The organism is Lysinibacillus sp. NPDC086135 (assembly GCF_044746345.1).
GTDB lineage: Bacteria > Bacillota > Bacilli > Bacillales_A > Planococcaceae > Lysinibacillus.
The window spans coordinates 54,672-77,328 of record NZ_JBIVCA010000005.1; the positions used below are offsets into that span (position 1 = coordinate 54,672).

A 22,657-nucleotide genomic window follows, 5' to 3' on the forward strand; every position below is an offset into this window, starting at 1 on the left:
GCTGATTTCTGCTACAGGGTATCTTTCTCGCTAAAGAGCGTCGAGCCGCATACAATAAAATGAGCAATTGTAGCAAGAACTTTTACACATAATTAACCTTCACAATTTTTGGATTGTAGTAAAGTTTAATCTGATGGAGCTCTAAAGCCTCCCATCTTTATAGTGAACTGCACCCCAATTGTTAGACACAATCTAACAATTGCAGGTGCAGTTTTTGTATGGCTAAATTTAGAGAAGAAATGAAATTTGAAGCTGTTCAAATAACTCTAAAACAAGGCATTCGTCCTTCATTATGCTTCGTAAATATATTTTTCTAGTGTGTATTTTTCAAGTTTGTCTTGCGCAACATTATAACCAATACCTGGTAGATCAGAAACTTGGATATGTCCTTGTACATTCATGACAATCTCTGGCTCAATAATGTCCTCATGCCAATAGCGGGAAGACGGTGCTGTATCACCAGGTATTGTAAAATTTGACAGTGTTGTAATGGCAATATTATGAGCACGACCAATCCCTGATTCTAGCATGCCCCCACACCATACAGGGATCTGATGCTGCTGACATAAATCATGAATCTTTTTAGCCTCAGATAAGCCTCCAACACGGCCTATCTTTATATTAATCACTTTGCAGCTACCTAGTTCAATTGCACGTCTAGCATCATCGCATGAATGTATACTTTCATCTAAGCAAATCGGTGTATTGAGTTCTCTTTGTAAATTTCGATGATCGACAATATCATCATGCTCAAGTGGTTGCTCAATCATCATTAAATTTAATTTATCCATCTCCTTAAATAATGGTAGATCTTCTAACGAGTAGGCAGAATTGGCATCTGCCATTAAAGGAATATCACCAAAACGATCACGGATTACACGGAGTACTTCGATATCTTTTCCAGGCTTAATTTTAATTTTAATTTTTTTGAACCCTTGTTTTAAATAACCTTCAACGCTTTCCAGCAATACATTCGTATCCTCTTCAATGCCTAGGCTAATGCCAACTGTAATTTCTTTTTTTTCTCCTCCAAGTGCTTGTGCTAAAGGTATGCCCTGCTCTTTTGCATATAAATCCCAAATGGCTGCTTCCATCGCAGATTTTGCCATATTATTGCGACGCACACGAGCAAATTTCTCATTTACTTCATCTGGGTGGTTGAATTCCTGATTAATAACAAGTGGTATTAAAAATTCATCAATAATAGAGAATGCCGTTGAAGCCGTTTCTTCTCCATAATAAGGATAAGCGCTAACAACACATTCTCCATAACCAACATGCTTCTCACCATACGCTTCAATAATTAAGAAAATACGTTCTTGCTGCTTCATAAAACTTGTTTCAAAGGGTGATTTCATTGTCATCTTCATTTTGCGAACTATAAATTTTTCAATTTTCATTTCTCAAAACTCCCCTACTTGTAATATAAATGACAGGCCGTTTTATGGGCAGGTGAATGTTCGACCAACTCTGGCTCCACCGTCCGGCATTTTTCCATTACAAAAGGGCATCTCGTCTGGAAAACACAGCCGGTGGATTCAATGGAGAAGGGATTTCACATTGCAGCTTAATCTTTTCATGTCTTATTCGCGGATTGGGCACAGGAATTGCTGATAAAAGTGCTTTTGTATAAGGATGCATTGGGTTGCTAAAAATTTCATCTGTCGTTGTTTCATCTACTAGCTTTCCTAAATATATTACGCCAATTCGATTGGAAATATGGCGTACAACACTTAAGTCATGAGAAATAAACAATAATGTTAAGTTAAATTCTTTTTGTAAATCCTCCAATAAATTCAGCACTTGCGATTGAATAGATACATCTAATGCCGATACAGGCTCATCACAAATAATAATATCTGGATTCATAATAAGCGCACGTGCTAATCCTATAATTTGCACGCACAGGCATTGCCGAAGTTATTGGCGAACAAAATATCATACCCACACTCATCACCTCTGGTGGAGACGATTTTCATTTTTACACAATTAAGAAACCACAATTAAAAGCAACGATGATTGGCCTAGGCTGTAACCTCACTCCTGGACTCCATCATCCTTATATGAGCTTTGATACAGATGCTCTTGAAATCGGCACAAACATCTTAACTAAAACTGTGCTAGCCACTTTGCGTGCTCAACAATAGATCAGAAAGAAATAGACTGTGGAGAAAAACACAATATTTTTCTCCACCCATTTTGCTATTTGCACTAAAAGCAGTTGTTGGTTAGGAAGTGCCCTGTAGGCAAATCTCTCATAAAGGTCAGTAAGACATACTTACTTTGCTAAATCCCACTCCGCTCTTTTCATTGAAACACCTAATTCCACGGGTTCTGTCAATACAGCTCTCAACTATAGCGTGGCACATAAAATCCAAAGATGAAAATACGCGTGATACCTTATTTCAAGATAAATATTTCATTGTTAAATGGAGCACTGCAACTTCATCTCCTGTGTTTTCATAGCTATGCTTTCTATTTGCTTCAAATTGAATAGAATCAAATTCGTTTAATTCATACATTTCGTGTCCAACTTGAATCGAAATTTCCCCTTTCATTACTGTTACATATTCGATAGCTCCTTCATGATGAGGTTCTGCCTCATATACGCTATTCGGTTGCAAACAAGCACGATGCATTTCCAATCCTGTTTCTTTTTTGTAACGAAATATAGTCTCTAATCGCCACATTTGATTTTCTTCTATAATAAATCCTTGTCCGCAGCGTGCAACATTTACTATATCTTCTATCACCATAAGCCTTGATAACGGAATAGATAATCCTTTTGTAATCTTCCAAATGACGCCTAATGTAGGATTCGTTTCTCCTCTCTCAATTTTCCCTAACGTTAATTTACTAACACCTGTTTTTTTCGCTAACTCTTCTAAACTTAATTTCTGTTCATTCCTTATTTGTCGTAACAATTGACCAACTTGCAAAATTACTTCTTTTGTTTGCATATCCTCTTGTTCTTTCATATGAACCCCACTTTCGGTATATTATAATTTACTTTTTATCTAAATAATTATATTATAATATATATTTAGAAAGGAGTGAACGAAATGCGTGCTATCTTATTAGGTATTTTATCATCTGCGTTTTTTTCAGCTACATTTATTATAAATCGAGTTATGAACGTATCAGGAACAAGCTGGGCTTGGACTGCTTCCTTCCGATTTTTATTCGCTTTACCCATTCTATTCTTTATCGTCCTATTTCGCAAAAACCTTCGTCCACTATGGGTAGAAATGGGTAAACATCCTTTGGCTTGGCTTGGCTATGGCACAATAGCCGGGGTTGGATTTTATTCCTTATTAAGCTATGCTGCTGTCTTTAGTCCTGCATGGCTCGTAGCAGGTACATGGCAAATAACCATTTTAGCTGGTTTGTTATTATCTCCGTTATTTTTTATTACATTGGAGACGAAATCTGGAGTTAAACGAGTTCGCGGTAAAATTCCAATGCGAAGCTTACTCGTTTCCTTATTTATTTTAACGGGTGTCATTTGTATGCAATTAACAGAATCTGGGGATATTACTATTTCTCAATTTTTATCTGGCTTCCTCCCTGTAGTTATCGCTGCATTCTTATATCCTTTCGGTAATAGAAAAATGATGGCAGTCGTTGCTGGTCGCTTAGATACATTTCAACGCGTGTTAGGCATGGCAATAGGTAGCCTTCCTATTAGTATTATACTAGCGATTTATGGTTGGACTACAACAGGTATACCAACATCTGGGCAAATCACGCAAGGTTTCTTATTAGCATTATGTTCGGGTGTTATCGCCACAATGACATTTTTCTTCGCTACTGACTTAGCGAAAAATAACCTGTCTTTGTTAGGGGCAGTGGAGGCAACGCAAGCTGGCACAATGATTTTTACTGTTCTTGGTGAAATCCTTTTTTTAAACGGTTCTTGGCCAGTTGGAGTATCTTTAATCGGTATGATCATTATTATGATTGGAATGATAGCCAACAGTATTTTAAATCGGTCAGTTTCTGTATCCAAACAAAAGAAATTAGTATAGTTTAAGAGCGTGTTTTAAACCGAAAACGGATTAAAACACGCTAAATTGAATTATTCATTTATAACTATGTTAATAGAAGCTTTAGGATCTATAAAACACAAGATAAGAAAAACAAAATCCCGAAATACGTTTATATTGCTCAAACGCAAGCTTCATTGAAGATGATCTAAAGGACATCAATAATATCATCGTTAAAGTTGCAAAAACCAACTTCGATTTTGACGTAATAATTGTTCTTTTAATAGCTTTTTGAAATTCTTTGATCTTTTATATTTGCGATTTCTGCTTTAGAGCTGGCTTTCGTTTTCCATAATCATCCACAACATTATCTCTCCTTTTCTCTTAAAACTCTCATCTTTTTCGACTGCACATCAGACAACATAATTGCCTGCTTTTCATAAGGGGATAACTGGTCGAGTAAAGAAATTAACGAATGAAAGGATCCCTCATTTACCGCTAAGTAATGTAATGTGCTTTATAAAAGTATTTTCTTGCATTAAATCCTCTGCTAATGTTTGGTTTTTGCATAAGGAATATAAATACCGATAGATTTCGTTTATATAGCGTAAATAAAGCTGTTCAATGTCCATCTCTTCCCACCTTTCAATCTATCCTCGTTTGATAAAAAAAGTTGCACTAATTTATTTTTTTGTATTTTTAATAACGAAACGACACGAGGGGAAAGTGGAAATGCAAAAATTTTATAAAAAGGGATGCTCTTAAAGCCCTTTATAGACTTTAAGAACATCCCACGTAAACATTAGTTACGCAACATTTATTATTCATTTAGACATTCTAATGAAAACTATATTTTGCGAGCATTTCTCCCCAAGGTGCCATTCCAGACTCTTTAAAACCTATACTGGCGTATAGTTTTCTTGCTTGCTCGTTGTCTGGCTGATACCCAAGCAAGATGACATCAGTGCGATCATCCCTACTCCGGATGTCTTCAATTATTAATTTCATTGCGCTCTTGCCATGTCCACACCCTTGAAATTGCTCATCAATCATAAACCTATATATCCAATATTTTCCATCATCCGAATCGATCCCGTACATCGCAAAACCGATAAGTATTTCTCCACAATAGATTGCCTTGATCTTCATGTGTGGTAAAAATTTACTTTCTGCAATTGAATACAAATTCGAGGCAATAAACCCTTCCTGTTCTTGCTTAGGCTTCAATTGAATACAAGCTTCCCAATTACTTTGATCAATTGATTTTAAACTAATCAAAACTTCCGATTCCTCCTCTAGTAGTAGAGAAATCCATGATCACGAATTCTCTACTAAATAAGTATTCTCCTCATCAGATGGTAGTCATCATTAAACTGTACAATTATATAGAAATATTGCTCTCTATTTGTACTCTTGTTTATTTCGGCATACAGGAAAAAAATGCCTTCTATATTTCTCTCATCACGTGTCATTGATTTCCGTTCTGACCCCGCTCCCATCCTTGTCTTCGATATATGTTTATATACCGCCGATCATGCTTAAAATATCTAAATGATTCGCCATATATTCAAATGTTATTAGCAGATGATTTTTATAGGCATTTAATTCACGAATGTCAAGTTTAATACCTTCACATAAGAGCTATTGCATTTCCATTGGTGTTTCTTCATACAATTCTACATAAATCACGAATAACTCATCTTCAATAGCAGAAGTCAATTTTTGTTTATAAGTCTTACCTCTTGCTTTACTTTAGAGTTTATTATAAACCCCCAAAAAAATTCAGAATTTGTCGTACTTATAGTTCAGTCTATAAATCAAATATTGATGTAAATTTTAAGACAGAGTTCACCCATTAGATATAAAAAAACCACTCTTAAATTGCTAATTTTAAATTCTAGTTGTTATTTAGTTTTGATTTTTACCTTTATTAATGAAAGCCGGTTTTCAAATAAAAAATAAAGGTGGAATTTTAAATGAGCGTAAAAGGTAAATCATTCATTATTGATGCCGGGCATGGCGGTAAATACGATGGTACAACATCAGGTTCTCGAAAAGAAAAAGTAGTGACTTTAAACATGTCGAAAATTCTTGAAAAAAAATTAGAAGCAAAAGGGGCTACTATTTACATGACTCGTACCACAGACAAAGATTTTGGTAGTTCTAATGCAGATGACGATGTAAACAAACGTGTAGCGTATATTAATAATTCGTTCCCGAAGGTTAGTGGATTGGTTAGTATTCACGTTAATACTGCTTGGACAGGACGAATTGGCCCGTTTTATCAAAAAGGTAAAACAACATCCAAGAATTTTTCCCAAGCAATTGCTACTCGTTACGGAACTGTTCCACACGAAGGGGATTTTGCGATCATACGTGATACTACACGTACAGCTGCAACTACTCTAATCGAGCTCGGCCAAATTAATGAAGGTTGGTTAGACAAAACGGCTAGTCTTGAAAGCACTGCCGATTTCATTATCAAAGGGATGGAAGACTATTTCGCAAAATAAATTCTTACTAAAAAACCTAGGTAATTATGACCTAGGTTTTTATTGATTTTCAACAATTCGAATATTTATAGTTTTCAATTCATCGAAATTTTCTATTTCTAATTTAGGCTCTGCACCTTCTTTAGAATTAGGGTCGTAGTAAACTTTATAAATTAGAGGAATCATAGCATCTATTTCTGCAATTGCCTTTTTGTATTTTTCTTTATCCTGTTCTGAGAATTGTTCGCTTTTATCATATCTATCCTTTAAATCGCTCATTATTTTCAACAAACTATTGGCAATAGGGCTAAGTAATTCTTGTCCTACTGCTAGGTCTATAACGCCCGAACTAACCTCAATCGAAGTTAAATTTTTGTCAATTTCTTTTATAGAGTCAATTGATAATTCTTTTTTCGAAAGAATAGTATCATAGTTATCCAACAGTTTAAAAAGAGAGTTGCCTACAACACTTTCTAATGTTACTTTTGCTTCTTCTCCCTCTGTTTTGTAACTGTAAATAATTAACACTGCTATTATCACTAATATTAAAGTCATAAAAATCAAATAAATTTTTTTCATTTAATTCCCCCCTAATATATAGCTAACAAAAATCTATTGCTTATATAAATATTACATTAACAATTACAAATAGTGAAATTTTGTTATCTACCTATCTCGAAAAAGAACGTATACAGTAGAGAGTAACGAGTCTATTTTTAAACTTTATTACCTTATTGTTAAAAAAATTTTTTTCGTTGTTATAATGTCTTAATTTTTACCTTTATGGTAGGAGGGGTTATATGAAACAAAAACATAGTACGACTCTTTTTGAGCATTATAGACAGGAAATAAAAAGAATTGCTTGGAGATTGCAATATAAAGAAAAGGTAAAGAGAAAAAAAGAAGTATTTGGTGATGATGATTTTTCATTTAAAACATCCAATTTTACGCCTACTGTAGAAAGTGAGATTTTTCTTTTCCAACTAATAAATACACTACCATCTGAAACAGGCCGAAACGTTATTAAAGGTATTTATTTAGAAGGTAAGACTGAAAAGGAATTGGCGAAAGATTTAAAAATGTCACAGCAAGGGGTGAATAAATGGAAACGAAATATGTTGAAGCAGTTATATCAAACGATGAATTAGCGAAGTTAATTGCAATGGCTAAAAGTGGTGATAAAGCTGCAATGACTAATATTATTAATTTGTATCGCGAGGACATCCAAAATAGTAGTAAGTATATAAAAATGAATAAGGAAGATGCTTTTCAAAGTATTATTACAGATTTTATTGAGCTTTTAACCAAGGATGATAAAGATTTGGAATCTCATAATAAGAGGGGACTTTACTTATGGAAGGAGTAATTCAGGCTATTTCAACCGTGGGATTTCCAATAGTGGCGTTTTTGCTGATCTTTTGGAAGTTTGATAAATCTCTTGGGCTTTTAACCAAGGCAGTAAATAACAATACAACTGCTGTTCAGTTATTGCTTCAACAAGAAAATAAAGACAATCATTAATAACCCTACATTTATGACATGTTCTAAAGATCATAAAAGATTGATTAAAAATTGTCTTCAAACTTTATTTAATAACAAATAGAAAAACTCCATTTTGAAAAAAATTTGATCAAAATGGAGTTTCGTGATTGTTTATCTTACATTTGAATTTCATTTGGTACTAGAAGGTCTTAATTCTAAAAAACGCGCCATCATCGCACTAAATCGCCTACGCTAGATACTTACGTTGAAACTGTAGTACCGTTAACAATCAGGTAGTTGTATAAGTGTCGCTACGTTAAACTATGCCTTATAAATAAGTTAAAATGCTTAGAAGGTAAATTGAGCCAGCAAAAAAAATAATAAGCCTTGTACTATTAAACAGCCTGCCGCAATTCTTCTTCATGCATAACCTGTGGACTCGTGTTTTCTTCTCTTCGTTGACAGATGTTATTCCAAATAAGAGCAGAAATAACAAGTAAGGTCCCTACTATATCAAAGATTGTTATTTTATATCCTTGTACCATCATAATGACTAATGTAGTAATTGGAACGAAGTTAATAAATAAAATTCCATTAATGGATGATAGGATTTTCACACCGTAATTCCAACTAAGCAATGCTACAATACCCGGCAGTGTCATCATAAACAATAAATCATATTTAATAGCAAAAATCGTTTCCATACTTGGGACTGATACAACCCCTTGTATCGTCATGATTATTGTGATGATACCTGTTACAGCTGTGCCAAATACACATGTTAATGTGGAATAGCGCAGAGTAGACCAATCATTAAATGTTTGACCGCCCATTGTATAGATGACCCACCCAACTACACCAATTAAAATGAATGCGAGCGAAACCAGATTATGTTTTAGTGTAAGAAAGAAACCCATATCGGCTTTTGTAATAACAAATATAGCCCCAACAAAAGCAATGATCATACTACTAATCATATACTTCTTCGGTTTCACATGTTTATACCCCCAAAGAATAGCAATCGAAATCATCGGCATGAGCGCTTCCATAATCGACGCTACCATAACACCGGATTTCCCCATTAACATTTGGCCTAAGAAAACAAGCACGTTGTAAACTGTAAACGCCATAGTCCCAAAAAAGACGAGCAATTTACCTTTCCCTTCTAAACGAAATGCTTTCTTCCCTTCTTTCATCCATAATAAAATGACTAATACAATCGATACCGCTCCATATCGAATCGTTGAAAAATAGAGCGGATTTATATATTCAAGCGCATGATCTGCAACTGGAAACATGGCTCCCCATGATATACTTGCAATTAAACATGCGATCACGCCTACTACTATTTGATTTTTTCTCACTGTTTTTCCTCATTTCTATATAACCCTATCAATTATGCCTCGTCATGATTGCGACCGGAATCGGTTTTGTGCTTTCGCCGCACGATGTGGCTCACTCAGTCATTGCCACAGGACGTGGCGTTTTTAGACTGAGCTCCTCTATTGCACAATGAGAATTATAAAAAAGAAAATACATCACGTAAAATGATTGAAAGTGATATTAACTATCATTTATAATGATAGTTTTTAAGGGGGTAATGCTCGATGGAACTACGAGATTTACAGATTTTCAAAAGCGTCGCAAATAACGGGAGCGTTAGCCATGCTGCAAAAGAATTAAATTATGTACAATCCAATGTAACTGCACGTATTAAGCTATTAGAAAAGGAGCTCAAAACGCCGCTATTTTATCGCCATAAAAAAGGGATGACATTAAATCCAGAAGGGCGAAAAATGCTTACTTACGTTAATAAAATTTTGCAAGATGTCGAGGAAATGAAACAAGTATTTTTAGATAGTGATACACCGACTGGTACTTTAAAAATCGGTACAGTCGAAACAGTAAGTATATTACCTACCATTCTAGCGTCCTACTATAAAGGATATCCGAATGTCGACTTAACACTACAAGCTGGTTTAACTGAGGAACTTATCAAAGAAGTAGCGGATCACCAATTAGATGGGGCTTTTATAACTGGACCGATTAAACATCCAGTTTTAGAACAATATGATGTGTATACAGAAAACCTCGTTCTCCTATCACAAAACAAATCCTTTCATATTGAGGAATTTATGTCTACACCAATCCTTGTTTCTAATCAAGGTTGCGGCTATCGATCCAAGCTAGAACTCTGGCTCAAAGATGAAGGTTTATTGCCAAAAAGAATTATGGAATTTAATATTTTAGAGACAATTTTAAACAGTGTTGCAATTGGTCTTGGCGTTACACTTGTACCACAATCAGCCGCTGAACATCTTTCTACTACAGGCAAGGTTTATTGTCATCCAATTCCTAAAAAATACGGTACGATTTCAACCGTCTTTATTCGACGAAAAGATGCATATATGACAAATTCGATGGAATGTTTTTTAAAAACAATTGCTGAGCATCAGTATATATAGGGTTATTTCTTTTTTGCGTGATATCGAAAGAGAAGTAGATCCAAACAATAGGAGAGTGGTTTTGATAACATATATAGAGAATGCGGAAAGCTTACGACCTAAAATTGAAGTAGCAACAGGCAAAATGAATGAAGCTGTCTTAAGAAATCAACGCCCGAACATCGCTGATAAAGAGTCGAATATCGCTGATAAAGGATCGAACATCGCTGATAGAAGAGCAAGAATCACTGATAAGGATCGAACATCGCTGATAGAAGAGCAAGAATCACTGATAAGCATCGAATATCGCTGATAGAAGAGTAAGAATCGCTGATAAAGGATCGAACATCGCTGATAGAAGAGCAAGAATCGCTGATAGAAGAGCAAAAATCGCTGATAAAGGATCGAACTCGCTGATAGAAGAGTAAGAATCGCTTCTCCATTCCAGATAAAAAAATAGTAAAAGAAGGATTACAGACAATCATCCATACAGATTTTTCATAAGAGCATTTTGATCCAAAGAAATAAATCATGATATTAAGAAATCTAAAAAGCGTGTTTTGATTATAAATTAAACCAAAACACGCTCTTATTAAAAATAGATTAACTTCTAGCAAAGTTCTTAATTCCTTAATAAAATTAATTTTTGGCGTGTTCTACATCCCGAGCAGCCCGTCAAAGTAAATAGAGAAAGAGCAATAGCTATTCAGCTGTTTAATTTTCAATGAAACAGCTCCTCGTAGTCTAAGTCAGGATTTTAAAAAATGCTTGCCGTGTCTTGTATTGCATATTTTTCAACTATTATGAACTCTATTTTGCATTTTTGTCAGGTTGATGAATTCCGAATATATTGCCTTCAGTATCAATATAGTATCCTTGCCACGCCATTCCTGGTAGTGCATATTTCGGCATTGCAACCGTGCCGCCATTCTCAAGAATTTTAGCTTCTGTTATATCATAATTTTCCACACCCATTGTACAAGCAAATCCATTTAAGGCTTGGTTTGGCTCCGGAGAAGTACCTTGACGTTGCATTAAAGCACCATTGATTCCAAGCTCGCCCTCATTGCCAGTCACCGCTCCAAAGTAAGGCATTCCTGCATAATCACTCCAGTCTTGAAATGACCATCCGAATACCTCTCCATAAAATTTCTTTGCACGTTCCATGTCACTTACATGAATTTCAAAATGAACTAATCTTCCCATGATATCCTCCTATAACTAAAGAATTAAATTACTCACTGTGTTTGAGTACAATCACTATATATTATTATTACAAGGAATGGAAATAAAAAAGAAGAGAAATTATATGAGAAAATCGAGAATAAACATTCTAATGCTTGTTCTCGATTTTGGCTCTATTACTTTTAAGTTAGTTTACAGCGTTTAAATGATCTTTTAAATACTGTATAAATGGATGCTCTTCTATATCTGATTTGCGTGTACATATAAATAAACTTTGCTGAATATCTGCCTGTTCAACATACACCCGAGCTAGTTTCTCATTTGCTATACTTTCCGTTACACTGTAGGACGGTGCTAAAGTCATACCGTATCCTGCTTCTACTACTTTAATCGATTCATGCAAGCCCTGCATTTGAAGTCCTAATTTAGGTAATGGACCGTTAAACGTGTAAAAAACCGACTCCAATAAATCAAGTGTCGAGCTACCACGTTCCCGATAAATAAAGTCCTCATTCGATAATTTGTAAATGGGGACAGTTTGATTTGCTAAAGAATGTGATGGGTGAACAACAAACCAAAACGGGATATCTACTATTTTTTCAAACCGTAAATCAGGGTGGCCCATTTTATTTTGCACGACAAAACCAAGATCTACTTCATAATTCAGGACTTGCTCTTCCACAGATTTTACATTGCCTAGCGACACAAAAAATTCAATGTGAGGATTAGCAAGCTTATACGCTGCTATAATAGGCGGGAGTATATAGTTTATCGGTATATAGGAAGAAGCAATATGTATTTTTTCTTCCTTCGCTAAAAATTTACCAAGCTTGTCATCAATTTGTGCTTCTAAATAAAATAAACGCAATCCTTGCTCATACAAAAACTTCCCCTCAGGAGTTAATTGAATGCCACGTCCTTTTCCTTCAATTAGTTTTGTTCCTATTTCGCTCTCTAATTTCCGAATTTGAATAGTAACAGCTGGTTGGCTAAGAAGCATTTTATTCGCTGCTGCGGTAATTCCTCCAAGCTTTGCTACATTCGTAAAAATCCTTAATGCATGCAAATTCATTTCAATCACACCTTTCTATTCATAAATTATATTTATGAATAAGCAATTATTATATATTTGTTTTATGTATTATTTAGCAGTAATTTAGATATGAGGTGATTTGATGGAAATTTTACTACATGAATGGTTATCAGTAAATGGGTTTATGTTATTTACAATTGGCTTACTCGCAGCAATTATTGGTGTTCTTTTCGGCGCTGCAGGCTTCGTTTTGTTACCCGCAATGTTACTTATTGGCATTCCAATTCATACAACCGTAGCAGTTAATAAATTCGCGACAGGAATTTCAGCCCTATCCAATGTCGTATCGTTTATAATTAAAGGGCATTTATCGGTAAAAAAATTCACATCTTTAATTATGATATCTAGTTTTGGAGGTTTATTTGGCGCATTTTTAGCCACTCGATTATCAGAGCAAGTCATGAATGTTGTAGCTTGTGTATTCTTAATTTTCGCATTTTTCATCGTGCTTTGCAGTAATAAATTTATGGTAAAGGATATAAAAGAAACGGAGGAACAACCAATTAATAAACTCATTCCGTTTGTGATTTCAATATATGACGGTGGTTTTGGACCAGGCTCAGCCTTAATGAATGTAACCTATCATCTTAAAAAGCAATATAACTATATAAAAGCAGTTGAGGTAACAAGAATTATTACATTTTCAAGTTGTACAGGTGCATTTCTCTTTTACTACTTTACGGGCATTGTTAATTGGGGAATCGCAATTCCTGTTTCAATTGGCTCTATCGTTGGCTCGTTCTTAGGTTTAAAGATAATTCCATATATCAAAACAAAATGGATTCAAATTTTATTACCCATCATTTTTTTCTTGCTAATTGTTCAGGTCGTATCAGATTTATTGATATAACACTAATTGGCTAATATACGTTCTTTGGCTTCTACATCTAATGGTGTGCAAATTTATCTTACAAGTAAAGACACAGCGTTATTTTGGTTTGTTACATCAAAAAAGGTTGGGCAGTTAGTTATGATGAAAGAAAATAACTGTCTGGCCTGAACGAATTTTACATAAAAATATTTCTGCACCACGGTACTGGTCTATGTTACTATTTCTAAGAAAGTGTTCTAATTGCAAGAAAACAGTCTAAAAAACTGGAATAAAAAAGCAGATTTGGAAAATTAAATATTCCCCAAATCTACTTTTCTATTATAATTTTTAAGTAATATATATTGAAAACAGGCTATATTTTTAACTCTTTTATCCCTGCTTTTAATGTGTCTGCATCTACTTTTAATGTTCCCCAGCTGTCTTTAGCTGATTTCAAATTAGGTAGTAAAAATTTGAATTTATTTTGTTCCGCTTTTGCAGATGCATTCTCGATATGTCTCAGTACGCCTGAATATTGAGAGTCTAAATCATTCCATTGTGTAGACATAAAAGTAAGAGCGTTAATAGCATCATCGAGTGCATTGTACATCTCACTAATATTACTATGTGCAATGCCAACTACACGATTTAATGTTGTTTTATAATCAACTGTCTGATTTAATTGTGCTAATAACGGTTCTAATTGACCTAATTGATCTCTTGCTATCCCTAACATAATACCACCAGCAATCCACGTAGGAATAGAGGGCACAGATACTGTTATTATTCCATCAGACTCTAATTTTTTATAATAGTTTACTGATTCTAAAACTTCTTTTAGTCGCTTTTGATCATCCTCAACTGCAACCCCCTGGTTTTTTAAAATCGACTGTAAAAGATCTTTGTTACTGCCGAATGCTCTTACATCTTGTCCAACAGCGTCCCTTAATTTAGTTAATTCTCCTATTAATTGTTGTGCATATTTTTGATTTTGTTGAATTTCTTCTCGTAAATCTGTAATCCCTTCTATTAACGTCTCTCCATCTCCTGTATGAATGGCCTCTACAATTATGTCATAATAATTTTCAAATTTTGTATCGTATTCAATAATACCTGTCAATGTATCTATCAGCTGTTTTTTTACTTTTGTATCCCATGTAAGGGCATGTGCTCTTGCATCCTTTTGATCTTGTACAATTTTACCAGGTAAATTTGGATAGTCCTTAATATTAATTCCTTCAAAATTGACATCTGGATTCTTAATTAACATATAAGAATAGGCATTCATAGATTTTGCAAAAAGCCCCGCCATTTGCAAGGTTTCTTTCATCTTCGCTTCATTTGCTGAAAGAGACGTATCACTATTGTTAGTTTGCTCAATCTTACTTGTCTCTGCAAATGCTGCTACTGGAGAAATTACAGAAGTTGTTGTCAAGGTTAAAAGCGTCGATACAGCGAGTACTTTGTAAAGAGATTTTTTTTTCATTTTGTATTCCTCCTAGCTGTCTTTCAATTCTTTTCTTCTTGTTTAAACGCAATGTCTTTTGCAATAAATTCTGCATCTTGATGAATATCATTCCAACTCTGTTTAGCTGCTTTTAAATCATCAGGTATTAAAGAGAGCTTATGCTCTTGCATTTGATCGATATTATCATATAAATCTTTATAATTTGCCCCCATTGTATTCCATTGTTGCTGAATATTCGTTAGAGACATTATCGCTTGATCCACTGTTTGATACAGATATGTCAAAGTGTCTTTAGCGTTAGTAAGTGCAATAACTGCTTGGTTAGCAAAATCGGCTTTCATCGTTAATTCTCCGATTTTATTAGAAATTTCGTTATAGGAGTTCATATGATTAGATGCTGTAACACCAGCTGCTGTTCCTAAACTAATACCAGCAGAACCTAGAACTGCAAGGCCGCCTACAACAGCCGGTGTAGCTGTTCCGCCAGTCACAACGATTACCACCCCTCCTGCAATCGTTCCAATAACTAAAACAGCTGCTCCCAAGCCACCACCAATTGACCATGCTAATACATTGTCAAAATGGGCCTTCTGAGTGGAACGCAAATTCTCAATTTCAGCTTGAATGTGTGGAATCAATGCTTGTTTTCCCGCTAATATTGCCGTTAATCCACCTTTCCCATCTGGACCGCCAATATTATTTTTAAAATCTATAGTATTTGTATACAGTTTTGTTTTGAAAGCTTCTAACATTTTAATTACTTCTGTAACTTCTTTCGAATTTGTATTAATTGTACTGATTAAATCGCCTATACCTTCTTTTAAGCCTTCCTTATCTTTCTTTTGTACAGTGTCTATCAATGTATCGTAATAGTTATTAAATTGTTCATCATAATTTACAATATTACGTGCTGTCTTTTGAATTTTTGGCTTCGCCGTATCTAACCAATAATTCGCATGGATTCGAGACAGTTCCTGATTAAGATGAATATTTTTGATTAATTCTCCCCCTCCTGAACCTAAATCAATATTGGATAGATTTACATTCGGCTGTTTAATCATTGTTTTTGCGTACAAATCCATTACAAGAATATGAGATCCTGTTTCAGCTAACGCTTTTTTCAGTCCCTCAGGTCCTAATGTATAATAATTTCCTATTTTTTGTTCCTGAGTAATCTGTTCTTGTGCAAGTGCATGAATAGTGCCACTGTTAGTTGCGGTTATAACCGTTGCTAAAGTTGCCACAGTTAATACTTTAAAAGGGAATTTCTTCATATTAAACTCCTCCAAATCTTCGATAGATTTTTATAATTTTAGAATATTAAAATTTATCAACTTGTTCCTCTAGTTGACTTATTATATTTTTCAATCGTCTTAATGTCTCTTTTTGAGACGGATTGTCAGTAGTAGCAGCATCAGTACTTAATTTTTTGATACTATTTTTTATTAAATTCAAGTCTTCTTTATAGCGTTTCAATAGGTCTAGTTCTACATCCACTTGGCTAGCAAATGTATGCAAATCATGTTGCATAAGAAGTAGCATTGATTTTTGTAAATCTGCTATCGTTAGTTTCGTTGTTAAATCATATAATTTTTGATTTTGTTGTCCTAAATCATCTAAGTATGCTCGTTGTTCTGCCTTTAGTTTATTTACTTCAGCGAAGGTACTATATGCTTTTTTGATTTTTTCTGGGTCAATTGCTTTCATAAGGTCATACTCTTTCGCTTTTGTAGCTGCCGCTGCAGCAATTTCACCTTTTTTATTTTTCTCAATTGCTTCACGAGCTTCTTTTTTAGCAGTTTCAATCTCTAAAGCAGATTTACCCTTTTCTTTTGCTTCTTGCTCTGCTTTTTCCTCAGCTTCTAGAATAGATTTATTAATTTCTTTTCCTTTGTTATACGCCGCCGCCGCTGTTTGTGCAGCTGGGTCGATAATATCTTTTGCAAGACTATAAATCTCTTGGAATATTTTAAGTCCTTGTACATTTAAAGCTCCCGGAAGAAATGCCATTTGCTGCAAATCATTTTGAATTAATTTTTTAGTATCTAGTAATTCGTCTTTTAGCTTGTCTATCTTCCCCGTTCCTTCTAAACTTAGTACCCCCTGAGCTTTTGTCACATCCGTATCGAGATCTTTAAGTTTTTTTTCAAGCTGTAATTTAAGGTCTGTTAATTCATTAATCTGAAGTTGCACATTTTCTTGATTCGTTATAGCCATTTCTTGAAGGACTTCTAATCTATCCAAAAAACCTTCTCTATCGTCCTTATTATCTACATACCCTTTCAATGTTGGATAATAATGATTAAATTTAGTGGCAAACCCTTTACTTTTTGAATTTATTAGCATTAACTTTGGATAATGTTCCGATGACCATTCTTTCATATCCTGTTTTATTAGAAATTGCTCTGTGTTTAAAGCTGGTACTTCCTCTAGCTGTACATTAGGGCTTATTAAAGCCTGATCTATATATAGTTGAATCAATTTAGACTGTGCACCTAATTTTCTTAAAGATGAGGAAATAGCGATGTTCTCTTCTTGAACTTCCGCCTGAACTAAAGGCGTTGTAAAAGTATGTATAGGAATAGCCCCCGTTGTAAAAATGGACGTTATCATTAACCCTGTAATTATTTTCTTTTTCATGTTGTTTACCTCCTTCTATAATATTTTTCAAAGTAATTTATGCAATTACTTCTTAAGTCCCTCTACTATACTTATTGTTTCAGGAAAGATCCTTGCCAAAATGATTTATACTTTCCTACAATGTAAATTTTAGGTATTGTCACAATTTTTGGCAAACTGCAGTGTAAAGAAACTATTTTATGTGTAAAATAGTTAATTCTCGCTGTAATATTGATTTTAAAGTAGATTAATAGGAACAAAATTAACATGAATGTGCCATAATATGGCGAAAATAAGCAGATTGAAATTGCAATAATGACATATTTTTGCCAACGGAATAGGCAATAAATCTTCAAAATTTAGACATATTGGTTATTTTAGAAAGGACGTTTTTATTGCTTTCCATTCCTTATCTAGATAGATAACTAAAGAACCAATTGCCGATTAAAGATTGGCAATTGGTTCTTAGAGTAGATTTTTGATTTGTTTAGTAAAAACTGATTAGCCCCGACTTTAAAAAGTGTAGATTAAGACTATACTTTCATCCAGCGCGCATTTCTCCCTTTTGAAATAAGTTTAATTTCACCTAATAGTTGCAAATCAGTTAAAGCTTTACTAATAGTACTTTCAGCTATATCTGGGTAAATGTTTCGAATACATTCTTTTGTAAATGGTTGCTTTTGATGATGAATAAAATTTTGAATTCGCTCTACCTTAGTATGTTTACATATAGAATCCAGTACTCTGCTATGTAGATCTTCATAAGCTTCTAAAATAATAATTAAGAACTCTTTTAGCCAGAAGCTACTATTATGCCCATTACAATACCAATTAACCGACGATTTAAATATGGCTTCATAGTATTCTGACTCTCTCTTCTTTATATATTCATCTAAACAAACATATTTTACAAATGTATGTCCGCTTTTTACTAATAGTAATTGCATTAACATAATTGTTAATCTACCATTGCCTTGACTAAAAGGAATTATGCAATAAAAGTTCAATATAAAACGAGCTATTAATATAAGTGTAGGTAACTCTTTTTTACGATGTAATAAATTGTACTGGTTACATAGTTGTTCTATTGCCCGCGGAATATTTTCAGGTGGAAAAGGACGATAACAAATCGTATGCATCCCTTTTTCGGGAAGTCCTGGGATTGAAAATGGCTTTTGGCGCCATTTTGCACCGTCAGAGGTATTATAATGAATTAATTGGAAATGCAATTCTTGTATAGTATCTGGACTTATAGAAAAAGTACAAGATTTTTTATGTACTAAAGACAAAGTTTCATAATAACAAAATATTGCATCTTCGGAAATTGATTGGGGCATCATATCATCTAAAATAAGTTCTTTTAATCGCTTATTTGAAACTTTTATATCCTCATAAACTGAAATATAGTTTTTTATGTATTGTAGGGGTATAGCTTTTTCAAGGCTAGTGAATATGTCAGGTCTTTGCTCTTTATAAGCGGTCAACATTCCTTTATATTCACTAATTTCACTGACCAAGTTTATTAGTTGTTGCTCAATATTTATGTACGGGTCTTCGAAATAATTTCTCATTTTGTTCCTCCTGTTACTATCTCTCAATGCTCTATTACAATAGTAAATTTTTGTTGTTAGGCTTTCCTAATGTTATTCAGTATTACGATTCAAATAACATCCGGTTTAATAGAGCTTTTACTTTCTAAAAAAAGAGGATTAATTTATTTTTCAAATTTTTGTATAAAATTTAGACTGATTTATTCAAAAAGTGGATGTATCGTAAATATAGATGTTAGACATTAGACATTATTAAATATCGGAATATTATCTTTTAAGTGTACTGATTTTTATTATTTTTTGTGACATTTTATATATATTTTTTCTTCCCGCTATATAATCATCCATTTTAACGAAAGGTATGTTGAACAACTAAACCGGCTTCGTTAGTTCAATTTACTTCAACAAAAAGAGCGTTAATCCCTTGTTGGATCAACGCTTTAATTTCTAATTAAACTATACCGATTGGATCTGTTTAACCTTTTGAATTATTAGGATTTTCAAGAATAAAACTAAAGAGAGCAATGTATGTACTATACTAAATATAATCAGTCCTGATGTGACATCTGGTTCTTTTTTAAAGTTGAATAACGAAGGAACTCCCACGTAAAAAGGTAGTAAAACGTAAATGTAATACATTACTCCAAAGTATAATACTAGTAAGAAAATGATCACACAAAATCTACTGAAACTAGGTTTCGCAAAAGCTACCCTATGCCTTCCTTTTGCTAAATTATAGCATGTTGATCCTAATACAGAGATTAAAATAATACAAATGAAGATTGTGATACCAAGAATTATCTTAGCGGCAGAATTCACCTTTGGAAAATCCTTACCTAATAAAGGTTTAGGGGTTCCTCCTTCAACTATTCTAAATAAATTAAATCCAGAATGGTATGTTATATCTTGTTTCGAATTTGATAAGAGAACAAGACCAAAGGATTTATCAGAAGAAAGGACCATCGTTGAAGTGAAGCCTGGTAACCCACCCTCCATATACATATTATGAGGATATACATACCAATTGTACCCTACGCCATATTTATTAGCTTTGAATATTTCAGTAATACTATTTGAACGAATCAGATTACCCGTAGGCGTTATTCCCCCGTTGAGTAAACACATCATAAACTTTGCTAAATCTGTGGCATTTGAGGATAACCCAGCCGAGCTAGATGTAGCATAGACTAGCTTTTCCTCATAGGGTTTAATTTTCCCCCATTGATAGCGATGCCCCATTGCTGTATTGGAAAGGTGATGATTATCAAATGTAAAATACCCTGTTCTGTTCATTCCGAGAGGCTTAAAAATATTGTCATCCATATATTTTATAAAAGGAACACCTGAAACTTCCTCAATAATTATTTGTAATAAATCGGTATTCATATTAGTGTATTCAAAAGTTTCACCAGGTTTTGCAACTAACATAACATTACCTAGTTTATCACTAATTTGCTCTATAATCTCCCGGCGATCTACACTTTTAACATCATGAACATTGAGACGACTTGGCAAACCACTCGAGTGATTAAGTAAATGTTTAATAGTAATTTGATTTGACATGAAAGCATCTCTTGTCTTAAACCAAGGAAGATAGTCAACAACAGGATCTTCTATACTTAAAAATCCTTTCTCCTGAAGCTGCATAATAGCTAATGTGGTAAACACTTTAGAAAGCGATCCTAAGTTAAAGTTTGTATTTTCGTCAATCTGCTGGGTATCTTCTCGTATATCTAAAATTCCAAAACCTTTAGAATAAATAATCCCATTAGAATCAACTAGTGCAAAGGCCATCCCCAGAATATCATGTGTTTTCATGTTGCTCTCAATTTCAACTTCAATCAGTTTTATTTTCTAAATCCCTATTACTTATTGTTGCCAAAACTTTATCTGTAGACATAATTAGTAAAATACAGAGAATGCTAGTAATTAAAACTATACTCTTTTTAATCATACTTCCCCCTACTCTTTAATATTAAACCACTCTACATCTAGTACTGTTTTAACTACTGTACGAAGTATCAAAAGATTTTTTAAGGAATCTTTTTCGAAAAAAAATAAACAATGTTGCGAACTTGGACTATTACTGATGTTGCAACATTGTTTTCTTATTATGAATTGTTTTTTTTCGATTCCATTTAATTTATATATTGTTGCTGTTGGCGTTGTTGTTTAGAAAGTTCTCTTATTGCAGCAGGTAATAAATATTTATTCACCGCATCAGTAAGCTTTTCTGCTACCTCTCCTTTATTATATATTATTATTACTTTTTCAATTTTCTACTTCAGTCAAAATTTCCTAAAACCATATAACTTTTTTCCCTTCATATTCTATAGAATCAGATTGAATTTTGAGGGGGAAACGTTGGGATTGAATTCACGGCTCTTCATTGGATTTACGTTGTTTTTATTGTCCTTATCATTGGCTTAATGGTTAAACGTCACGATACCACCCTCATTTGTGTACTAGGCAGCAATCGTTGCTACAGCCCTTTAATAAAAATACTCACTGGTATAACGGTCCCATTCCTGCTAATATTCCAATCATCGTTTTACCCCCTAAAATATGTCACTATCTTCTCTATAATTCTAACAATAGCACCCAATTTCCTTATAAACAGTTAGACCCAATACAGCAAAAGAGCGCAATCCTTCCTGGATAACGCCCGATTCTTGAAGAAGCTACTGCATATTGTCTTCGTACTGTGTAGCAGGTAATTAATTTTTAACAAGCTTAGATGTGTCTTCTTCATCTACACGATACTTTCCCCTTAATGCTCGAATTTTCCCTGCTACATCTGCTTGTTCAATGTTTTCTTTTGCATAACGTTTCACGTCATTATTCCCGACGCATACGCTATGTACTGCATGTTCAAACAAGCATTGGTCATTGCTATCATTCCCAAAAGCAATAAACTGTTGAATGTTCAACCTATGTAGTCCACTAACTTTATTAATCCCTAGAGGGCTAATGTCGATGGCATGTTCAGTTTTATAGTGTGTGACTATGACTGGAAATGCTTCAAGCACTTCTAACACTTCCTCATTTGGTTGGAAAATAACTAATTTGCAGACTGGAAGTAATTGTTCCAACGGTATGTTCGTTGAATTGGTTTTATCGATATTTCGATAAATAGGATGTGCAATATCACCTGTAAAGGAGTAATCCCACTGACCATCTGCTAAATATTTCAACTGATGTCGATGAATAAGTGTGATGAGTTTGTCCAAAATTTGTTGTTCAAAATGTGTCACTTGAATTTGCCCATGATCATAAGTAAATGTTCCATTTCCTCCAACTAATAGACCTTCATGAAAATCCTTTGGTATGATAGGTACTAAATCACGAATAGGTCTAGCTGAGGCAAAAATCACTTGATGCCCTGCTAACTTTAATTCTTGAAGTGCTTCAATAATTTCTCTATCAATACTTTTACCATCAAAGCAAAGTGTTCCATCTAAATCGAATACAAAGTTCATTTGAATCCCTACCTCTTTATTAATTAACTATAACTATATTAAAATTAA

General features: G+C 33.9%; 23 protein-coding genes and 1 pseudogene. 9 read left to right on the top strand and 15 right to left on the bottom strand.

The annotated features are described in order from the left end of the window. Nucleotides 1-290 precede the first annotated feature (290 nt). Together menC and ACIPKN_RS08925 are read right to left on the bottom strand one after the other, a co-directional pair. On the bottom strand, nucleotides 291-1,400 hold the full coding sequence (menC, locus tag ACIPKN_RS08920; RefSeq protein WP_400935211.1) for an o-succinylbenzoate synthase: 1,110 nt from the start codon (nucleotides 1,398-1,400) through the stop codon (nucleotides 291-293). A 14-nt stretch (nucleotides 1,401-1,414) separates the two neighbouring features. Beyond that, nucleotides 1,415-1,899 (bottom strand): annotated as a pseudogene (locus tag ACIPKN_RS08925) (oligopeptide/dipeptide ABC transporter ATP-binding protein); the annotation flags it as partial. An 11-nt stretch (nucleotides 1,900-1,910) separates the two neighbouring features. Here ACIPKN_RS08925 and ACIPKN_RS08930 point away from each other — a divergent pair. Next, nucleotides 1,911-2,147 carry a M20/M25/M40 family metallo-hydrolase gene (locus tag ACIPKN_RS08930; RefSeq protein ID WP_400935527.1) on the top strand — a complete coding sequence of 79 codons (237 nt, stop codon included), beginning with the start codon at nucleotides 1,911-1,913 and terminating at the stop codon, nucleotides 2,145-2,147. Nucleotides 2,148-2,405: 258 nt separating this feature from the next. Here ACIPKN_RS08930 and ACIPKN_RS08935 read toward each other — a convergent pair whose 3' ends face one another. Beyond that, nucleotides 2,406-2,978 (bottom strand): helix-turn-helix domain-containing protein, encoded by a 573-nt coding sequence (locus ACIPKN_RS08935; protein ID WP_400935213.1) that lies wholly within the window; start codon nucleotides 2,976-2,978, stop codon nucleotides 2,406-2,408. Between the two features lie 84 nt (nucleotides 2,979-3,062). On the opposite strand from ACIPKN_RS08935, the gene ACIPKN_RS08940 reads away from it, so the two are divergent. Next, nucleotides 3,063-4,028 (top strand): DMT family transporter, encoded by a 966-nt coding sequence (locus ACIPKN_RS08940; protein ID WP_400935216.1) that lies wholly within the window; start codon nucleotides 3,063-3,065, stop codon nucleotides 4,026-4,028. Nucleotides 4,029-4,474: 446 nt separating this feature from the next. On the opposite strand, the gene ACIPKN_RS08945 is transcribed toward ACIPKN_RS08940, so the two are convergent. Further along, nucleotides 4,475-4,618, bottom strand: a complete 144-nt coding sequence (locus tag ACIPKN_RS08945; protein ID WP_400935218.1) for a sigma factor — start codon at nucleotides 4,616-4,618, stop codon at nucleotides 4,475-4,477. A gap of 205 nt (nucleotides 4,619-4,823) precedes the next feature. Continuing rightward, complete coding sequence (locus ACIPKN_RS08950; RefSeq protein WP_400935220.1) at nucleotides 4,824-5,264, bottom strand: GNAT family N-acetyltransferase; 441 nt, start codon at nucleotides 5,262-5,264, stop codon at nucleotides 4,824-4,826. Between the two features lie 698 nt (nucleotides 5,265-5,962). Here ACIPKN_RS08950 and ACIPKN_RS08955 point away from each other — a divergent pair. Further along, the gene (locus tag ACIPKN_RS08955; RefSeq protein WP_400935223.1) at nucleotides 5,963-6,499 is read left to right on the top strand and encodes an N-acetylmuramoyl-L-alanine amidase family protein; all 537 of its coding nucleotides are present in this window, start codon (nucleotides 5,963-5,965) and stop codon (nucleotides 6,497-6,499) included. 39 nt (nucleotides 6,500-6,538) lie between these two features. Here ACIPKN_RS08955 and ACIPKN_RS08960 read toward each other — a convergent pair whose 3' ends face one another. Then, a complete protein-coding gene (locus ACIPKN_RS08960) occupies nucleotides 6,539-7,057 on the bottom strand; it encodes a hypothetical protein (protein ID WP_400935225.1) in 519 nt (172 codons plus the stop codon). A 221-nt stretch (nucleotides 7,058-7,278) separates the two neighbouring features. On the opposite strand from ACIPKN_RS08960, the gene ACIPKN_RS08965 reads away from it, so the two are divergent. Genes ACIPKN_RS08965 through ACIPKN_RS08975 form a run of 3 tightly spaced genes read left to right on the top strand, consistent with a single transcriptional unit; the run spans nucleotide 7,279 to nucleotide 7,999 of the window. Then, on the top strand, nucleotides 7,279-7,626 hold the full coding sequence (locus tag ACIPKN_RS08965; RefSeq protein WP_400935228.1) for a sigma-70 RNA polymerase sigma factor region 4 domain-containing protein: 348 nt from the start codon (nucleotides 7,279-7,281) through the stop codon (nucleotides 7,624-7,626). Next, the gene (locus tag ACIPKN_RS08970; protein ID WP_400935230.1) at nucleotides 7,581-7,844 is read left to right on the top strand and encodes a helix-turn-helix domain-containing protein; all 264 of its coding nucleotides are present in this window, start codon (nucleotides 7,581-7,583) and stop codon (nucleotides 7,842-7,844) included. The genes ACIPKN_RS08965 and ACIPKN_RS08970 overlap by 46 nt, the downstream gene beginning before the upstream one ends. Beyond that, nucleotides 7,832-7,999 (top strand): hypothetical protein, encoded by a 168-nt coding sequence (locus ACIPKN_RS08975; RefSeq protein ID WP_400935232.1) that lies wholly within the window; start codon nucleotides 7,832-7,834, stop codon nucleotides 7,997-7,999. The genes ACIPKN_RS08970 and ACIPKN_RS08975 overlap by 13 nt, the downstream gene beginning before the upstream one ends. Nucleotides 8,000-8,355: 356 nt before the next feature. Here the strand turns inward: ACIPKN_RS08975 and ACIPKN_RS08980 are convergent, their stop codons facing one another. Next, entirely contained in the window at nucleotides 8,356-9,324 is a 969-nt protein-coding gene (locus ACIPKN_RS08980; RefSeq protein WP_400935235.1) for a DMT family transporter, read from the bottom strand. A gap of 243 nt (nucleotides 9,325-9,567) precedes the next feature. Here ACIPKN_RS08980 and ACIPKN_RS08985 point away from each other — a divergent pair, with 243 nt between their 5' ends. Next, nucleotides 9,568-10,425, top strand: coding sequence for a LysR family transcriptional regulator (locus ACIPKN_RS08985; protein ID WP_400935238.1), 858 nt, complete (start codon nucleotides 9,568-9,570; stop codon nucleotides 10,423-10,425). A 61-nt stretch (nucleotides 10,426-10,486) separates the two neighbouring features. Further along, complete coding sequence (locus ACIPKN_RS08990; protein ID WP_400935241.1) at nucleotides 10,487-10,717, top strand: hypothetical protein; 231 nt, start codon at nucleotides 10,487-10,489, stop codon at nucleotides 10,715-10,717. Between the two features lie 497 nt (nucleotides 10,718-11,214). Here ACIPKN_RS08990 and ACIPKN_RS08995 read toward each other — a convergent pair whose 3' ends face one another. Both ACIPKN_RS08995 and ACIPKN_RS09000 read right to left on the bottom strand, forming a co-directional pair. Next, the gene (locus tag ACIPKN_RS08995) at nucleotides 11,215-11,610 is read right to left on the bottom strand and encodes a VOC family protein (protein ID WP_400935243.1); all 396 of its coding nucleotides are present in this window, start codon (nucleotides 11,608-11,610) and stop codon (nucleotides 11,215-11,217) included. Nucleotides 11,611-11,776: 166 nt separating this feature from the next. After that, nucleotides 11,777-12,661 carry a LysR family transcriptional regulator gene (locus ACIPKN_RS09000; RefSeq protein ID WP_400935245.1) on the bottom strand — a complete coding sequence of 295 codons (885 nt, stop codon included), beginning with the start codon at nucleotides 12,659-12,661 and terminating at the stop codon, nucleotides 11,777-11,779. A 103-nt stretch (nucleotides 12,662-12,764) separates the two neighbouring features. Between ACIPKN_RS09000 and ACIPKN_RS09005 the strand changes: the two genes are divergently transcribed. Continuing rightward, nucleotides 12,765-13,532, top strand: a complete 768-nt coding sequence (locus tag ACIPKN_RS09005; RefSeq protein ID WP_400935248.1) for a sulfite exporter TauE/SafE family protein — start codon at nucleotides 12,765-12,767, stop codon at nucleotides 13,530-13,532. Between the two features lie 334 nt (nucleotides 13,533-13,866). On the opposite strand, the gene hblA is transcribed toward ACIPKN_RS09005, so the two are convergent. The 6 genes from hblA to ACIPKN_RS09035 all read right to left on the bottom strand — a co-directional run bounded on the left by hblA (nucleotide 13,867) and on the right by ACIPKN_RS09035 (nucleotide 22,609). Further along, nucleotides 13,867-14,979 (bottom strand): hemolysin BL binding component B, encoded by a 1,113-nt coding sequence (hblA, locus tag ACIPKN_RS09010; protein WP_400935251.1) that lies wholly within the window; start codon nucleotides 14,977-14,979, stop codon nucleotides 13,867-13,869. Nucleotides 14,980-15,002: 23 nt separating this feature from the next. Beyond that, a complete protein-coding gene (gene hblD / locus ACIPKN_RS09015) occupies nucleotides 15,003-16,235 on the bottom strand; it encodes a hemolysin BL lytic component L1 (protein WP_400935254.1) in 1,233 nt (410 codons plus the stop codon). 46 nt (nucleotides 16,236-16,281) lie between these two features. Continuing rightward, nucleotides 16,282-17,601: a hemolysin BL lytic component L2 gene (gene hblC, locus ACIPKN_RS09020; RefSeq protein WP_400935257.1), complete on the bottom strand. Its 1,320-nt coding sequence runs from the start codon at nucleotides 17,599-17,601 to the stop codon at nucleotides 16,282-16,284. A 512-nt stretch (nucleotides 17,602-18,113) separates the two neighbouring features. Beyond that, entirely contained in the window at nucleotides 18,114-19,151 is a 1,038-nt protein-coding gene (locus tag ACIPKN_RS09025; RefSeq protein ID WP_400935260.1) for a Fic family protein, read from the bottom strand. Between the two features lie 435 nt (nucleotides 19,152-19,586). After that, entirely contained in the window at nucleotides 19,587-20,948 is a 1,362-nt protein-coding gene (locus ACIPKN_RS09030; RefSeq protein WP_400935263.1) for a serine hydrolase domain-containing protein, read from the bottom strand. An 899-nt stretch (nucleotides 20,949-21,847) separates the two neighbouring features. Then, nucleotides 21,848-22,609 (bottom strand): HAD-IIB family hydrolase, encoded by a 762-nt coding sequence (locus ACIPKN_RS09035; RefSeq protein ID WP_400935266.1) that lies wholly within the window; start codon nucleotides 22,607-22,609, stop codon nucleotides 21,848-21,850. Between the last annotated feature and the right edge of the window lie 48 nt (nucleotides 22,610-22,657).

Bases quoted from the DNA above. Each gene is read 5' to 3' on its own strand.
- menC (WP_400935211.1), bottom strand. From the start codon at position 1,400: ATGAAAATTGAAAAATTTATAGTTCGCAAAATGAAGATGACAATGAAA.
- ACIPKN_RS08935 (WP_400935213.1), bottom strand. From the start codon at position 2,978: ATGAAAGAACAAGAGGATATGCAAACAAAAGAAGTAATTTTGCAAGTT.
- ACIPKN_RS08940 (WP_400935216.1), top strand. From the start codon at position 3,063: ATGCGTGCTATCTTATTAGGTATTTTATCATCTGCGTTTTTTTCAGCT.
- ACIPKN_RS08945 (WP_400935218.1), bottom strand. From the start codon at position 4,618: ATGGACATTGAACAGCTTTATTTACGCTATATAAACGAAATCTATCGG.
- ACIPKN_RS08955 (WP_400935223.1), top strand. From the start codon at position 5,963: ATGAGCGTAAAAGGTAAATCATTCATTATTGATGCCGGGCATGGCGGT.
- ACIPKN_RS08960 (WP_400935225.1), bottom strand. From the start codon at position 7,057: ATGAAAAAAATTTATTTGATTTTTATGACTTTAATATTAGTGATAATA.
- ACIPKN_RS08965 (WP_400935228.1), top strand. From the start codon at position 7,279: ATGAAACAAAAACATAGTACGACTCTTTTTGAGCATTATAGACAGGAA.
- ACIPKN_RS08970 (WP_400935230.1), top strand. From the start codon at position 7,581: ATGGAAACGAAATATGTTGAAGCAGTTATATCAAACGATGAATTAGCG.
- ACIPKN_RS08975 (WP_400935232.1), top strand. From the start codon at position 7,832: ATGGAAGGAGTAATTCAGGCTATTTCAACCGTGGGATTTCCAATAGTG.
- ACIPKN_RS08985 (WP_400935238.1), top strand. From the start codon at position 9,568: ATGGAACTACGAGATTTACAGATTTTCAAAAGCGTCGCAAATAACGGG.
- ACIPKN_RS08995 (WP_400935243.1), bottom strand. From the start codon at position 11,610: ATGGGAAGATTAGTTCATTTTGAAATTCATGTAAGTGACATGGAACGT.
- ACIPKN_RS09000 (WP_400935245.1), bottom strand. From the start codon at position 12,661: ATGAATTTGCATGCATTAAGGATTTTTACGAATGTAGCAAAGCTTGGA.
- ACIPKN_RS09005 (WP_400935248.1), top strand. From the start codon at position 12,765: ATGGAAATTTTACTACATGAATGGTTATCAGTAAATGGGTTTATGTTA.
- hblA (WP_400935251.1), bottom strand. From the start codon at position 14,979: ATGAAAAAAAAATCTCTTTACAAAGTACTCGCTGTATCGACGCTTTTA.
- hblD (WP_400935254.1), bottom strand. From the start codon at position 16,235: ATGAAGAAATTCCCTTTTAAAGTATTAACTGTGGCAACTTTAGCAACG.
- hblC (WP_400935257.1), bottom strand. From the start codon at position 17,601: ATGAAAAAGAAAATAATTACAGGGTTAATGATAACGTCCATTTTTACA.
- ACIPKN_RS09025 (WP_400935260.1), bottom strand. From the start codon at position 19,151: ATGAGAAATTATTTCGAAGACCCGTACATAAATATTGAGCAACAACTA.
- ACIPKN_RS09030 (WP_400935263.1), bottom strand. From the start codon at position 20,948: ATGAAAACACATGATATTCTGGGGATGGCCTTTGCACTAGTTGATTCT.
- ACIPKN_RS09035 (WP_400935266.1), bottom strand. From the start codon at position 22,609: ATGAACTTTGTATTCGATTTAGATGGAACACTTTGCTTTGATGGTAAA.